The organism is Bradyrhizobium sp. SZCCHNRI20481 (assembly GCF_032485055.1).
In the GTDB taxonomy this organism is placed as follows: domain Bacteria; phylum Pseudomonadota; class Alphaproteobacteria; order Rhizobiales; family Xanthobacteraceae; genus Bradyrhizobium.
Window position 1 is genome coordinate 45,646 of record NZ_JAUEUE010000019.1, and the last position, 14,091, is coordinate 59,736.

Consider the following 14,091-nt stretch of genomic DNA (forward strand, 5'->3'; position numbering starts at 1 on the left):
GTCCTCTTGCTCACTTCTGCGTCGTCATCGTGCTGGGAATGCCGAAGCGGACGACGGCAACGCTGTCGCTGCGCTTGCGGCTGGTCTCGTCCGTGCGGTGCTCGGCCACGTTGACGTCGGCGATGCTGCGGAGCGCCAGGGACAGCGTTCCGGTTTGACGGGCACGCGCGAGCGTCTCGGCCTGTTCCGGCTTCAGCTCCAGCGTGACGGTCTTGCCGACCACCGTGGTCTGGCCGTCCTTTTCCTTCGGAGCCTGATCGATCGCCAGCACGCGGATGTTCGACAGGATGATATCGGAGCTGACGACGTCGCCCGCGTTGGGCTGATCCGGATTGCGCTCGCGCTTGGACAGGATCACGTCGACGCGGTCGTTCGGCAGGATGAAGCCGCCGGCGCCGGTCTCCGGAGAAATCTCGGTGGAAACGGCGCGCATGCCGGCGGGCAGGATCGCGGCCATGAAGCCCGAGCCGTCGGCCTTGACGAGCTTCTGTTCGCGGATGGGTTCGCCGGCAATGAACGGCGCTCGCGCGATCGTGCCTGTTATCTGCGTCTGTCCTTCGGGCCGCTCGCTGCGCCGGATGAAGCTGGAGCTGGCCGTGGCCGCCGGCCAGCTCTGCCACTGCAGATCTTCGGGCTTGAGCGATTGGCCGAGGGCGATGTCGCCCTTGGCGACGAGAACGTCGACGGTGGGCATCTGCGGCGCGGGCGCGGCAACTTGAGCCGGCCGGTCGTCGGACCCGCTCGCGAGATATGCGGCCACGCCGCCAGCGCCTACAGCGATGGTCAGAACCACAATGCGTGCGGTATTCATACGCTTCACTTTCCACATGACGCCGCGACGTTTCCGCCGCCGTGATGGGAGTTGAGCAGTTATTCGTCAAAGCATGGTTAATGAGGCGTATCTAAATCGCCTTAACACCGCGTTGACACGGTGCTTTCAGAGCAATGCAAGACGCGCAGCGTCGATCGCCTTCACCCAATCGGTCTCCGGATAGACCATCAGAGCGCCCAGGGCGAGCGCGATGCCATAGGGCACGCCGCTCTCCTTGGCGTGCAGGCGTGCAAGCCAGGGTTGTCCCGCCAGCATGTAGGGCAACGGCCATTGCCGGAACTGCATGATGGCGAGAGTGAGCACGCCGCCGAAGATCGAGGCGTACAATAGGTAGTTCATCAGGTGGGCGAAGCCGAACCACAGCGCGGCGGCGGATGCGACCTTGGCGTCACCGCCGCCGATCCAGCCGAATGCAAAGCAGGTGAAAGCAATCACCAGCAGGGTCGCGCCTGCGCCGAGGTGCATGAGCATGTCAGCCATGCTCATGCCGCTCAGCGGCGCCAGAACCAGAAAGCCGGCGACGAGCGCCAGGGAGACCCGGTTCGAAATGGTCATCGTGAACAGATCGCTCGCCGCGGCAAAGGCCATCAGGGCCGGAAACAGCAGAAGGCGCGCGAGATCGAGGGTCATGGGCTCTCAATGGCATCGACGCGGCGCATGGGTGCGCCGCTGCGCCAGAGCCTAGCTGCAAGAAATGAACGATCGGGAAACAGCCGGAATGGCCGGCTGGTTGTCGATCTCACCAGACGCTGACGATGCGGGCCGCGAGAGCGAGGATGGACAGGCCGAGGCCGCCGCAGATCCAACGCAAGGCGACGTCGGCCCCGCTGGGCGGGGGCCGGGACGCGGCTGCGGACAAAACGTGGTTACGCATCACTGAACGCCGCGAAGCTGAATGTGGAAATGATAAAGGCCCCGGATGTCCGGGGCCTTCTTTGCTCGGCCGTGACGACCGCTTACTTCAGCGAGGTGTTGATCGCGCCGAACTTGGAGCTCAGGCTGGAGCCGAGACCGTTCACCGCGGCAATGATCGCGAGCGAGATGCCGGCGGCGATCAGACCGTATTCGATCGCGGTCGCGCCGGATTCATCCTTCACGAAGCGAGCAAGAAGATTCTTCATAGGTAACTCCATGTACACGTGGCTGGTCGAACAAACTCTGGTCGTTGCGGCGTTCTCAGCACCGTGACCATGCGGCCACCCTAGGGGGCAGGAATTTCGGCGTAGTTAATTCGGTCGCCGAAACACGGCGACAAATGGCTGTTATTGTGCAGAGTAAACATAGGATGAAGCGCGGCGCGATCATTCGAAATGATGCATGGTCGCGCCGCGGTCGGTCTCGTTGAAAAGATGAGCGCAGGGTTTCGGCGATCATGCCCGACCGGTCCATCGCGGGGCCTGCTCCGCATTCCGCACTATATGCATATGGCCGTGTCGACCTGGCTGGCGGAGCATGCGGCTCGATGTCGATCGCGCTGGGCCGATAGGCAGAGCGGTTTTGCCGGCGCCGAGGTTCACGGCTCCTTAAGCGCCAAGGAGTACCCCTCGGAACAGTTCACGAGATGAGGAATGTGATGTCCGGTCTGCCATGGGAAGTCGCGCTGATGCTCGGCCAGACCATCGAGAAGGTGTTGCCGATCACCTTGGTGCTGGCGGTGGTGTTCTCGGTGCTCAGTCACTTCTGGGCCTGCAATCCCGGCAAGCCGTGGTGGCAGAAGCGCGAGCTCGTCACCGACGTGGTCTACTGGTTCTTCGTGCCGGTGTTCGCCCGGGTGCTCCGCATCGGCTTTCTCGTGCTCGGCGCCAGCGTTCTCTTCAAGATCCGCGACGCCGACGAGTTGATCGCCTTCTATGAGAACGGGCACGGCCCGCTGGCGCAGCTTCCCGAATGGCTGCAGGGGATGCTCTTCCTCGTGCTCTCCGACTTCATGCTGTACTGGACGCATCGTCTGTTCCATGGCGGCGAGTTCTGGAAATACCACGCGGTTCACCACTCGTCGGAGGATCTGGAGTGGATTTCGGCTGCCCGCTTCCATCCGATCAACTTGATCCTCGGCACGATCGCGGTCGACGTCATTCTCTTGATGGCCGGCATCTCGCCCAATGTCATGATCTGGGTCGGACCATTCACCACGTTCCATTCGGCCTTCGTGCACGCCAATCTCAACTGGACGCTGGGTCCGCTGAAATATGTCCTCGCCACGCCCGTCTTCCACCGCTGGCACCACACGTCGATGGAGCAGGGCGGCAATACCAACTTCGCCGGCACGTTCCCGATCTGGGACATCCTGTTCGGCACGTTCCGGATGCCGGCGGGGCAGTTGCCCATGGCCTACGGCAAGGACGAGGCGACGATGCCCGGTGAGTTCGGCGGCCAGCTCGCGTTTCCGTTCCGGCGATGAGGGGTTTTGCAACCGCCCCAGATCAAATGGCGACGTTTGCAGATCATTCACCAATTGAGCGCAGATTTGCCGCGTCGGGCGCCGTCACCGCTGCGTATCGCTTGAGACGGCTCGTCAATGTCCCGGGGTTTGAGTATGTCGTTCTGTGTGTCACGTCGTCCTAGTGTTTCCTTCGCATTGCGGGCAGCTGTCGCCGCGGTGCTGCTGTGGCCGGCTGCCGCCTTGGCGGAGCCTGATCCCGCCATCGCCGTGAATGTCGACCAGGCCAAGCTGGTCAAGCTGCCCGATCGGGTCGCGACCCTCGTCGTCGGCAATCCGATGATCGCCGATGTGACCTTGCAGAGCGGCGGCATCATCGTCGTCACCGGCAAGAGCTACGGTGCCACCAACTTCATTGCGATGGATCGTGGCGGACAGGTGCTGATCGATCGCCAGATCCAGGTCGCCGGGCCCACCGACCAGCTCGTGACGGTGTATCGCGGCGTCGACCGTGAGACCTATAGCTGCATGCCGATCTGCCAGCGCCGGGTGACCTTGGGCGACGGCGACAACTACTTCAAATCGGTGCTCGACCAGGCTGGAACGATGTCCAGCACGGCGAGCGGTAACGCGGCGGCGGCCTCGAAGACCAACTGAGCGCTGGCCTTGCCACGCCTGCCCGGGTCGATGGCAGCGCCTGACCGCCTCTCCACGCGTGTCCGCGCCGACGATGCGGCGAGCCTTGCCGCTGGTGCTGCGGCTGGGTCGCCCGATTCGTTTGGTTTCTCGTTTGGTTTCGATGATCGGATCGGGCGGTGACGCGCTGTCTCGAAGGGCTGGCTGCGTGCGAACCCCCAAGCACGGTTAGCGGGACGTTGATGCGGCAGGCCATACTGTCCGCATCGTGGGAAACCCTTTCCCAAGGAGTTTCCGCTATTCCTTTCGCTCAGATTGATGTGCCTTTCCAGTCCGGATGAACCCATGCAAGCCCCCGTCTCCTCGACCGCTTCGATGCGCCGGATGCTGCGCCGCTTCCGACGCAACCGGCGGGCGTCGGCCGCGCTCGAATTCGCGCTGGTCGCGCCGGTCTTCTTCGCGCTGCTGTTCGCGATCATCGAAACGGCGCTGATGTTCTTTGCCGGCCAGGTGCTCGAGACGATCACGCAGGACTCGGCGCGCATGATCCTGACCGGACAGGCGCAACAGGGCGCCTATACGCAGGCGCAGTTCGCGAGCTACGTCTGCACCCAGGTTCCCGCGCTGTTCGACTGCAACAAGATCTATATCGACGTGAAGAGCTACTCCTCGTTCGGGAGCGTCTCGATCAGCAACCAGATCGACAACAGCGGCAACTTCGTCAACAACATGACCTACAGCCCGGGTGCCGCCGGAGACATCGTCGTCGTCAGGCTGTTCTATCAATGGCCGATCTTCGTGACGGGGCTCGGCTACAACATCGCCAACCTGAGCGGCAGCAAGCGGTTGCTGGTGGGCACGGCCGCATTCAAGAACGAGCCGTATTCATAACACGGCTCTCACGACAAGGCTCTCGCGAGCTCCTTCAGAGGGACACCAGGAATTCATCATGCCGTTGGGAAGAATGCCGGGTATGTCTTCGAGCCTGCGCCTGTGGCGTCGCATCGACGCCTTTGCCGCCGATCGACGCGGTGTCGCGGCCACCGAATTCGCATTCATCGTGCCGCTGATGCTGGTGATGTTCTTCGGCACGGTCGAATTCTGCTCGGCGATCGCCGTCGACCGCAAGGTCACCTTGATGGCGCGAACCCTGTCGGATCTGACATCGCAATCGACCACGGTCGGCGATAGCGACATGTCGAACTTCTTCGCCGCCTCGACCGGCATCATGTACCCCTATTCCACCACGCCGGTGAATGCGACGATCACCGAGCTCTATGTCGATCCCACCACCAAGCAGGCGACGGTGAAGTGGAGCAAGGGGTCGACACCGCGAACCGTCGGCATGACGGTCGGCGTGCCGGCTGAATTGCTGGTGTCCGGCACCTATCTGATCTTCAGCGAGGTGAACTACCAGTACGTTCCGACGATCGGCTACGTCATGGGCAAGACGGGCGTCAATCTCAGCGACGTCGCCTATACCCGCCCGCGGCAGTCGACCTGTGTGATGTATAGCCCGGCGACCTACTGCTGAGGTGAGGGCTGCCGCAACGGAGCCCGCCCGCGCCGGGGCCGCGGTCGCACGCGCCTGCGAACCGGCGCGACATGCGGTCTTTCGGGCGAGCAGAGCGCGGCGATGGGCATTCACGTAGCAAAAAGCAGGCAATAAAAAAGGCCGCGCAAGGCGGCCTTTCGTTGTCCAGGCGGGCAATCGCGCAGGCGATTACCCTGGCGTCGCTCAATTGGCGGCGCGGAGATTATCGGCCGACGACTTGCCCGAACGGCGGTCCGCCACGATCTCGTAGGAGATCTTCTGGCCTTCGCGCAGCGTGCCGAGACCAGCGCGCTCGACGGCGCTGATGTGCACGAACACGTCGTTGCCGCCGTCATCCGGCTGAATGAAGCCATAGCCCTTGGTTGCGTTAAACCACTTCACGGTTCCCATGCTCACGGGGGTAGTTCCCTTCTCAGATATCAAATGCGTAACCCAGATTCCTGGGCTGGTTAGATCGAATTTTTGGAAGGGTCGTCAGCGTCTGAACCGGCTGTACCGGTAATAGCTAATCTCGTCCGGCCGAAAATCGATTGCGGGATATACTATTGGAAATGCCCGCGCAAAACAATCCTGAGCTGCGCGAGGGCGCATGATTTTTTGACGCGCCGGCTCGAGGCCGACGCGCTGAATTGTCGCTGATTGCGCAAGAGTTGATCAATTCGCTGGGTTGGGCGGAACCATTGCTCCGCCCAAGGCTCTAGCGCCGCCGGAACTGGCCGCCGCGCTGCGCTGCGCCACGCGGAGGTCCGCCGGTCGAGCTGGGGCGCTCGTCCTTGTGGCGGAAGATCAGCCGGCCCTTTTCCAGATCATAGGGCGACATCTCGACGGTCACGCGGTCTCCCGCGAGCGTCTTGATGCGATTCTTTTTCATCTTGCCGGCGGTGTAGGCGACGATTTCGTGCCCCGCATCGAGTTGTACCCGGTAGCGCGCGTCGGGAAGGATTTCGGTGACCAGCCCTTCGAACTGGATCAGCTCTTCCTTAGCCATGTCTCTCTCCAGATCGATAGACGTCTAGTTTGGCCGTTGGTTGCGGTTGTGAGCGTGGTTTTTGGGTCTGCCCTCGCGATGCAGGAAAGCAACGCCTTGAATCGACCCGGCCTTGCCGCCGCCTTGCGACGGCCGCTGGGGCTCCTGACGATTGCCTGGCAGAGGCGCCATCTTAGCATTGGAACGACGGCGACGGCGAGGGCCTTTTGCGGCGGTGCCACCCTCGTTGGTCCGCGCATTCTGCATGCCAGGACGGCCGCCACGCTGAGGCGGTTTGGCCGGTGCCGCGGCCTCGCGGAGGCCCGGCGTGCGGCGATCGTCGCGCGGCAGCGAGATCTTGATCAGCCGCTCGATGTCGCGAAGGTAGGACAGCTCATCCGCTCCGGCGACGAGCGAAATCGCGATGCCTTCAGCGCCGGCGCGTGCCGTGCGGCCGATGCGGTGGACGTAGGTCTCCGGCACGTTGGGCAGGTCGAAATTCACGACATGGCTGACGCCGTCGACGTCGATGCCGCGGGCCGCGATGTCGGTTGCGACCAGGGTTCGGATCTCGCCGGTGCGGAACGCTGCGAGGGTGCGCTCGCGGTGGTTCTGTGACTTGTTGCCGTGAATCGCCTGGGCGGGGATGCCGGCCTTTTCCAGGCTCTTCACGACCTTGTCGGCGCCGTGCTTGGTACGGGTGAACACCAGCGCGCGGTTGACCGGCTCCTGCTTGAGCAACTGAGCCAGAAGGTTCGGCTTGGCCGAGTGGTCGACGTGGATCACGCGCTGGGCAATGCGCTCGACCGTCGAGGAAACGGGGGTCACCGCGACCCGCGCGGGGTCGCGCAGCATGGCGTCCGCGAGCTCGGCGATGTCCTTCGGCATGGTGGCCGAGAAGAACAGCGTCTGCCGCTTGATCGGCAGCTTGGCGACGATCTTCCGGATGTCGTTGATGAAGCCCATGTCGAGCATGCGGTCGGCTTCGTCGAGCACCAGGAACTCGACCTGGTTCAGCTTCACGGCGTTGCCCTGGACGAGGTCGAGCAGCCGGCCAGGCGTGGCGACCAGCACCTCGAGGCCCGGCATGAGCGCGCGGACCTGGCGTCCCATCGGCACGCCGCCGATCGCGAGCGCCGAGGTCAGGCGGATGTGGCGGCCATAGGTGTTGAAGCTGTCGAGGATCTGGCCGGACAGTTCGCGGGTCGGGCTCAGAACGAGCACGCGCGCCGTCTTCGGCTGCGGCTTGATCCGGTTCTGCAGCAGGCGGTGCAGGATCGGCAGGGCGAACGAGGCGGTCTTGCCGGTTCCCGTCTGGGCGATGCCGATCACGTCGCGGCCTTCGAGGGCGAGCGGGATGGTCTGTGCCTGGATCGGGGTGGGGGTGGTGTAGTTCTCTTCCTTCAGCGCGCGCGTCAGCGCGTCGGCGAGGTTAAAATCCTGAAAGGATGTCAAAAGATTGGGCTTTCCATAAGAGGATGAGGCCCGTGTCGGCAGCCAGCCGGACGCGGGTGGGTGGTTGAAGAGACACCCGCGTGTTTGGAGCGTCGAGATTGGATGGGTGAGAATGCGAAGCCAGAAGCTCTGAACGAGCTAAAGAACACGCGGCTTGCAAAGATCCGGCCGATTCGCCTCGATCTATCAGATATATGGAACAGACTGGCGGCACTTTCAAGGCCGGTGCGCAACGGATCGGCGATTGAGCCGGTACTCTGCTGCTTTAATTTTAGCCATTCAAAACAAAGTGCATAAATCGTGTGCTCGATGCCAGCCGAATGATCACCGTGCCTGCCTAAACCGGCGGCACGAGATTGCGACCTTCCGTTGCGATTGGCCAAAGTTCCAGATTGGGATCAATGGCTTACGAGATGTGAACGGCATGGCATGCTTCTTGCGATTCTTCCGCCGCAGACCGCCGGCCGCCTTGGCTGTGAAGCACGTCTGCGTCAGGGAGATATTACCTCATGCTTACTCGACTCACTCAGGAATTAACGGCGCCATTCAGCCGCCGTCGCTGGCTGGCTGCTGCTGCCGGCCTGGCGCTCGGCGTCGCCGGCTTCGGCCCGGCCATGGCTGCCGACGACACCATCAAGATTGGTGTTCTGCATTCTCTGTCCGGCACCATGGCCATCAGCGAAACCACGCTGAAGGATACGATCCTGTTTCTGATCGACGAACAGAACAAGAAGGGCGGCGTGCTCGGCAAGAAGCTCGAGGCCGTCGTCGTCGATCCCGCGTCGAACTGGCCGCTGTTCGCCGAGAAGGCGCGCGAGCTGATCACCAAGAACAAGGTCGCGGTCGTGTTCGGCTGCTGGACCTCGGTGTCGCGCAAGTCGGTGCTGCCGGTATTCAAGGAACTCAACAGCATCCTGTTCTACCCGGTCCAGTACGAGGGCGAGGAGAGCGAGCGCAACGTGTTCTACACCGGTGCGGCGCCGAACCAGCAGGCGATCCCGGCGGTCGACTACCTGATGAAGGAAGAGAAGGTGAAGCGTTGGGTGCTGGCCGGCACCGACTACGTCTATCCGCGCACCACCAACAAGATCCTGGAAGCCTACCTGAAGTCGAAGGGCGTGGCTCAGGACGACATCATGATCAACTACACGCCGTTCGGTCACTCGGACTGGCAGACGATCGTCGCCGACATCAAGAAGTTCGGTTCGGCCGGCAAGAAGACCGCGGTGGTCTCGACCATCAACGGCGACGCCAACGTTCCGTTCTACAAGGAGCTCGGCAACCAGGGCATCAAGGCCAAGGACATCCCGGTCGTCGCGTTCTCGGTGGGTGAGGAAGAGCTCGCCGGCATCGACACCAAGCCGCTGGTCGGCCATCTCGCCGCCTGGAACTACTTCGAGTCGATCAAAACCCCGGCCAACGAGAAGTTCATCAAGGATTGGCAGGCCTATACCAAGAACCCGAAGCGCGTGACCAACGACCCGATGGAAGCGCACGTGATCGGCTTCAACATGTGGGTGAAGGCGGTCGAGAAGGTGAAGTCGACCGATCCGGACAAGGTCATCGACGCCCTCCCTGGCACCGAGGCCCCGAACCTGACCGGCGGCGTGTCGAAGATGCTACCGAACCACCACATCACCAAGCCGGTGTTCATCGGCGAGATCAAGGGCGATGGCCAGTTCAGCGTCGTCTACAAGACCAAGGACCTCGTCCCGGGCGACGCCTGGTCGAAGGAGCTCGAGGGTTCCAAGGACCTGATCGGCGACTGGGTCGGCAAGAAGTGCGGCAACTTCAACGTCAAGACCAACAAGTGCCTGGGCTCGGGCACCTGAGATCGATCTGACGTCCAAGTCACGACTGGAGAAGGCGGTGGATAGCGCCGCCTTCTCACTTCCTCCTGCCGGGGTTGTCCAGTGCCTGCAATTGTTCGCGCGATTCTTCGTCGCATTCTTCTTTCTATTGTCCTGATTGCCGTGGCCGCGCCTGCATTCGCGGCCAGCTTCGAAGAGTCCGTCGCCAAGTTCGCCAATGACGATTTCTCCGACACCGATGATGCGGTGGGCGAGATCGCCGTGTCGGGCAATCCGCTGGCCTATCCGATCATCAGCGCGCTGCAGGATGAGCGGCTGATGTTCGATGCCGACACCAAGAAGGTCTATGTCAAGCAGACCGACGGCAAGATCATCGATGCCGCCACCGGCGCCGCCGTCGACAAGCTGCCCGACAACGCCGCGGCGGTCAGCCTCAACAACCGCCTGCGCCGCAGCGTCGACGCCGCGTTGGGCGGCCTGACCCTGCTGTCGCCGGACGTGAACACGCGCCTGTCGGCCGCCAAGTCGGTGTTCAAATCGCATGACGAGGCGACGCTGCCGACCGTGGAAACGGCGCTCGCCAAGGAAACCAATCGTTCGGTCAAGCAGGCGCTCGCCGAGGCCCGCGCCGCAATTCTCCTGTTCAAGTCCGATGCCAGCGAGGTGGACAAGCTCGAAGCGGTAGCCACCGTGAAGGCGCGCGGCGACCAGGAGGCGCTGGCGCTGCTCACCGAGATCAGCAGTGGCGATCAGCCCGCAAGCGTCGCCAAGGCCGCGGCAGGTGCCGTCGCTTCGATCCAGAGCTCGCTCGCGATCTGGTCCGGCGTGCAGAATGCCTGGTACGGCCTGTCGCTCGGCTCGGTGCTGCTGCTGGCCGCCATCGGGCTTGCCATCACCTTCGGCGTCATGGGCGTCATCAACATGGCCCATGGCGAGATGGTGATGCTCGGCGCCTACACCACCTTCGTGGTCCAGGAGGTCATCCGCACCAGCTATCCGGCGCTGTTCGACTACTCGCTCTTGATTGCCGCGCCGCTCGCCTTCCTGGTGGCCGGAGCCATCGGCGTGCTGATCGAGCGCACCATCATCCGCTTCCTCTACGGGCGGCCGCTCGAGACGCTGCTCGCGACCTGGGGCCTCTCGCTCATCCTGCAGCAGGCGGTGCGCTCCGCGTTTGGCCCGACCAACCGCGAAGTCGGCAATCCCTCCTGGATGAGCGGCGCGTTCGAGCTCGGCCAGATCACCATCACCTATAACCGGCTCTGGATCCTCTGCTTCACGATGGCCGTGTTCGCGATCCTGCTCGCGATGCTGCGCTACACCGCGCTCGGTCTGGAAATGCGCGCCGTGACGCAGAACCGGCGCATGGCGGCGTCGATGGGCATCGCCACCTCGCGCGTCGATGCGCTCACCTTCGGGCTGGGGTCGGGCATCGCCGGCATCGCCGGCGTGGCGCTGTCGCAGATCGACAATGTCAGCCCCAACCTTGGCCAGAGCTACATCATCGATTCCTTCATGGTCGTGGTGTTCGGCGGGGTCGGCAATCTCTGGGGCACCCTGGTCGGCGCCTTCACGCTCGGCATCGCCAACAAGTTCCTGGAGCCGGTCGCCGGCGCCGTGCTCGGCAAGATCGCGATCCTGGTGCTGATCATCCTGTTCATTCAGAAGCGCCCTCGCGGCCTGTTCGCGCTCAAGGGCCGGGCGGTGGAAGCATGATGCCGCATATGCTGACGAGGTCGCTGGACCGCGCCGCGACCATCTTCGTGCTGATCGTTGCGGCCTGCGGCATCCTGATCCCGCTGTCCAACCTGCTGCTGCCGGCCGGCTCGGCGCTGCAGGTGCCGACCTATCTGGTCGCGCTGTGGGGCAAATATGTCTGCTACGCCATCCTGGCGCTCTCCATCGACCTGATCTGGGGTTATTGCGGCATCCTCTCGCTCGGTCACGGCGCGTTCTTCGCGCTCGGGGGCTATGCGATGGGCATGTATCTGATGCGCCAGATCGGCACCCGCGGCGTCTACGGCAATCCGATCCTGCCGGACTTCATGGTGTTCCTGAACTATTCCAAGCTGCCCTGGTACTGGCACGGCTTCGACATGTTCTGGTTCGCAGCTTTGATGGTGCTCGTGGTGCCCGGCCTGCTCGCCTTCTGCTTCGGCTGGCTCGCCTTCCGCTCGCGCGTCACCGGCGTGTATCTGTCGATCATCACCCAGGCGATGACCTACGCGCTGCTGCTCGCCTTCTTCCGCAATGATTTCGGCTTCGGCGGCAACAACGGCCTGACCGACTTCAAGGACATCCTCGGCTTCAACGTCCAGGCGGAGGGCACCCGTGCCGCCTTGTTCGCGCTGAGCTGCGTCGCGCTCATTCTCGCCTTCCTGATCTGCCGGGCCGTGGTGTCGTCGAAACTCGGCAAGGTGCTGATCGCGATCCGCGACGCCGAGTCGCGGACGCGTTTCCTCGGCTATCGCGTCGAGTCCTACAAGCTGTTCGTGTTCACGCTGTCGGCGTGCATGGCTGGCGTCGCCGGTGCGCTCTACGTTCCTCAGGTCGGCATCATCAACCCATCCGAGTTCGCGCCCGGCAATTCGATCGAGGCCGTGATCTGGGTCGCGGTCGGCGGCCGCGGCACGCTGGTCGGCGCTGCGCTCGGCGCCGTCGTCGTGAACTACGCCAAGACGTTCTTCACCTCGGGCGTGCTGGCACCGTACTGGCTGTTCATGCTCGGCGCATTGTTCGTGCTCGTCACCCTGCTGCTGCCCAAGGGCATCATCGGCACGTTCAATACGTGGTGGGATCAACTCGGCACCAAGACGCCCAACGCCGAGAGCGCCGCCCGCGAGGACGGCGTCACCGAACCCAAGATGGCGGAGTGAGCGCATGAACGTGATGGATACCCGCGCGACGTCGTCGCTGCTCTATCTCGACGGCGTGCACGTCTCCTTCGACGGCTTCCACGCCATCAACAATCTCTCGCTGACGCTCGAGCCCGGCGAGATGCGCGCCGTCATCGGCCCGAACGGCGCCGGCAAGACCACGATGATGGACATCATCACCGGCAAGACCAAGCCCGACGAGGGCACGGTGCTGTTCGACGGCAAGACGGATCTCACTCGCCTCGACGAGACCCGCATCGCCGAGCTCGGGATCGGCCGCAAGTTCCAGAAGCCGACGGTGTTCGAGAGCCAGTCGGTCGAGGACAATTTGCTGCTCGCCCTCAATGTCGACCACAGCGTCAAGGGCACGCTGTTCTGGCGCGGATCGAGAAGCGAAGCCGAGCAGATCGACAAGGTGCTCGAAACCGTGCGGCTCAAGGACCTCAGGCGCAAGCTCGCCGGCAGCTTGTCGCATGGCCAGAAGCAGTGGCTGGAGATCGGCATGCTGCTGGCGCAGGACCCGAAGCTCCTGCTGGTCGACGAGCCGGTGGCCGGCATGACGGACGTCGAGACGCATCAGACCGCCGAGCTGCTCAAGGAAATCAACAAGGATCATACCGTCATGGTCGTCGAGCACGACATGACCTTCGTGCGCGAGCTCGGCGTCAAGGTCACCTGCCTGCATGAAGGCACGGTGCTGGCCGAGGGCACCATCGATCAGGTGTCGTCGAACGAGCGGGTGATCGAGGTCTATCTGGGCCGTTAGTCGGCCGGCGAATGGCGAGTAGCGAATAGGGCAAGGGACGATGACGCAGAGAATTCAATCTATTCGCTATTCGCCATTCGCCATTCGCCCATCAGCGGCCGGAGGTCGCTGATGCTCACCGTCGACAACATCAACCTCTATTACGGCGCCGCCCAGGCGCTGCGCGGCGTCTCGATCGCGGCGGAGCCCGGCAAGGTCACCTGCGTGCTCGGCCGCAACGGCGTCGGCAAGACCTCGCTGCTTCGGGCGCTGGTCGGGCAGTATCCGCTGGCCTCCGGCACCATCACCTTCGACGGCGCCGACATCACCCATCTCAAGCCCTATGAGCGGGCGCGCAAGGGCATCGGCTTCGTGCCGCAGGGCCGCGAGATCTTCCCGCTGCTGACGGTCGAGGAGAACCTCAAGACCGGCTTCGGCCCCCTGAAGCGCGCCGACCGCAGCATCCCCGATGACGTGTTCTCGCTGTTTCCGGTGCTCGAATCGATGCTCGGTCGGCGCGGCGGCGATCTCTCCGGCGGCCAGCAGCAGCAGCTCGCGATCGGCCGCGCCATGGTGATGCGGCCAAAGGTCCTGCTGCTGGACGAGCCGACCGAGGGCATCCAGCCCTCGATCATCAAGGACATCGGCCGGGCGATTTCGTATCTGCGCAATCTCGGCAACATCGCGATCGTGCTGGTCGAGCAGTATCTCGACTTTGCCTGCGAACTCGGCGACAACTTCGCGGTCATGGATCGCGGCGCGGTAAAATTTACCTGCACCCGCGCCAACCTCGATCCGGCCGAGATCAGCCGCCAGATGGCGCTCTGATCATCA

15 protein-coding genes are annotated in these 14,091 nt (G+C 63.3%); 9 read left to right on the forward strand and 6 right to left on the reverse strand.

Annotated elements, in window-relative coordinates; all coding sequences use genetic code 11:
- Nucleotides 1-10: 10 nt before the first annotated feature.
- From cpaB to QX132_RS27430, 3 genes are all read right to left on the reverse strand, one after another.
- Nucleotides 11-811 (reverse strand): Flp pilus assembly protein CpaB, encoded by an 801-nt coding sequence (gene cpaB, locus QX132_RS27420; protein ID WP_315734619.1) that lies wholly within the window; start codon nucleotides 809-811, stop codon nucleotides 11-13.
- 126 nt (nucleotides 812-937) lie between these two features.
- Nucleotides 938-1,462 carry a prepilin peptidase gene (locus QX132_RS27425; protein WP_315753437.1) on the reverse strand — a complete coding sequence of 175 codons (525 nt, stop codon included), beginning with the start codon at nucleotides 1,460-1,462 and terminating at the stop codon, nucleotides 938-940.
- Between the two features lie 326 nt (nucleotides 1,463-1,788).
- Entirely contained in the window at nucleotides 1,789-1,953 is a 165-nt protein-coding gene (locus QX132_RS27430) for a Flp family type IVb pilin (RefSeq protein WP_231317342.1), read from the reverse strand.
- Nucleotides 1,954-2,405: 452 nt separating this feature from the next.
- Here QX132_RS27430 and QX132_RS27435 point away from each other — a divergent pair, with 452 nt between their 5' ends.
- From QX132_RS27435 to QX132_RS27450, 4 genes are all read left to right on the forward strand, one after another.
- A complete protein-coding gene (locus QX132_RS27435) occupies nucleotides 2,406-3,233 on the forward strand; it encodes a sterol desaturase family protein (RefSeq protein WP_315775478.1) in 828 nt (275 codons plus the stop codon).
- 135 nt (nucleotides 3,234-3,368) lie between these two features.
- Nucleotides 3,369-3,869, forward strand: coding sequence for a pilus assembly protein N-terminal domain-containing protein (locus QX132_RS27440; RefSeq protein WP_315734613.1), 501 nt, complete (start codon nucleotides 3,369-3,371; stop codon nucleotides 3,867-3,869).
- 324 nt (nucleotides 3,870-4,193) lie between these two features.
- Complete coding sequence (locus QX132_RS27445) at nucleotides 4,194-4,739, forward strand: TadE/TadG family type IV pilus assembly protein (RefSeq protein ID WP_315734610.1); 546 nt, start codon at nucleotides 4,194-4,196, stop codon at nucleotides 4,737-4,739.
- 82 nt (nucleotides 4,740-4,821) lie between these two features.
- A complete protein-coding gene (locus QX132_RS27450; protein WP_315775477.1) occupies nucleotides 4,822-5,382 on the forward strand; it encodes a TadE/TadG family type IV pilus assembly protein in 561 nt (186 codons plus the stop codon).
- Between the two features lie 204 nt (nucleotides 5,383-5,586).
- Here QX132_RS27450 and QX132_RS27455 read toward each other — a convergent pair whose 3' ends face one another.
- From QX132_RS27455 to QX132_RS27465, 3 genes are all read right to left on the reverse strand, one after another.
- Entirely contained in the window at nucleotides 5,587-5,799 is a 213-nt protein-coding gene (locus tag QX132_RS27455) for a cold-shock protein (RefSeq protein ID WP_006612155.1), read from the reverse strand.
- A 301-nt stretch (nucleotides 5,800-6,100) separates the two neighbouring features.
- The gene (infA, locus tag QX132_RS27460; RefSeq protein ID WP_315734606.1) at nucleotides 6,101-6,391 is read right to left on the reverse strand and encodes a translation initiation factor IF-1; all 291 of its coding nucleotides are present in this window, start codon (nucleotides 6,389-6,391) and stop codon (nucleotides 6,101-6,103) included.
- 24 nt (nucleotides 6,392-6,415) lie between these two features.
- Complete coding sequence (locus QX132_RS27465) at nucleotides 6,416-7,825, reverse strand: DEAD/DEAH box helicase (RefSeq protein WP_315734604.1); 1,410 nt, start codon at nucleotides 7,823-7,825, stop codon at nucleotides 6,416-6,418.
- A gap of 509 nt (nucleotides 7,826-8,334) precedes the next feature.
- Here QX132_RS27465 and urtA point away from each other — a divergent pair.
- The 5 genes from urtA (at nucleotide 8,335) to urtE (ending at nucleotide 14,085) form a co-directional block, all read left to right on the forward strand.
- Nucleotides 8,335-9,657: an urea ABC transporter substrate-binding protein gene (gene urtA, locus QX132_RS27470; protein ID WP_316163328.1), complete on the forward strand. Its 1,323-nt coding sequence runs from the start codon at nucleotides 8,335-8,337 to the stop codon at nucleotides 9,655-9,657.
- Between the two features lie 132 nt (nucleotides 9,658-9,789).
- Complete coding sequence (urtB, locus tag QX132_RS27475; RefSeq protein ID WP_410052905.1) at nucleotides 9,790-11,352, forward strand: urea ABC transporter permease subunit UrtB; 1,563 nt, start codon at nucleotides 9,790-9,792, stop codon at nucleotides 11,350-11,352.
- The gene (gene urtC / locus QX132_RS27480; protein WP_315797063.1) at nucleotides 11,349-12,512 is read left to right on the forward strand and encodes an urea ABC transporter permease subunit UrtC; all 1,164 of its coding nucleotides are present in this window, start codon (nucleotides 11,349-11,351) and stop codon (nucleotides 12,510-12,512) included. Before urtB ends, urtC begins: the two co-directional genes overlap by 4 nt.
- 4 nt (nucleotides 12,513-12,516) lie before the next feature.
- Nucleotides 12,517-13,278: an urea ABC transporter ATP-binding protein UrtD gene (gene urtD / locus QX132_RS27485; protein ID WP_315783679.1), complete on the forward strand. Its 762-nt coding sequence runs from the start codon at nucleotides 12,517-12,519 to the stop codon at nucleotides 13,276-13,278.
- Between the two features lie 111 nt (nucleotides 13,279-13,389).
- Nucleotides 13,390-14,085, forward strand: coding sequence for an urea ABC transporter ATP-binding subunit UrtE (urtE, locus tag QX132_RS27490; RefSeq protein WP_315734594.1), 696 nt, complete (start codon nucleotides 13,390-13,392; stop codon nucleotides 14,083-14,085).
- The last annotated feature ends 6 nt before the right edge of the window (nucleotides 14,086-14,091 follow it).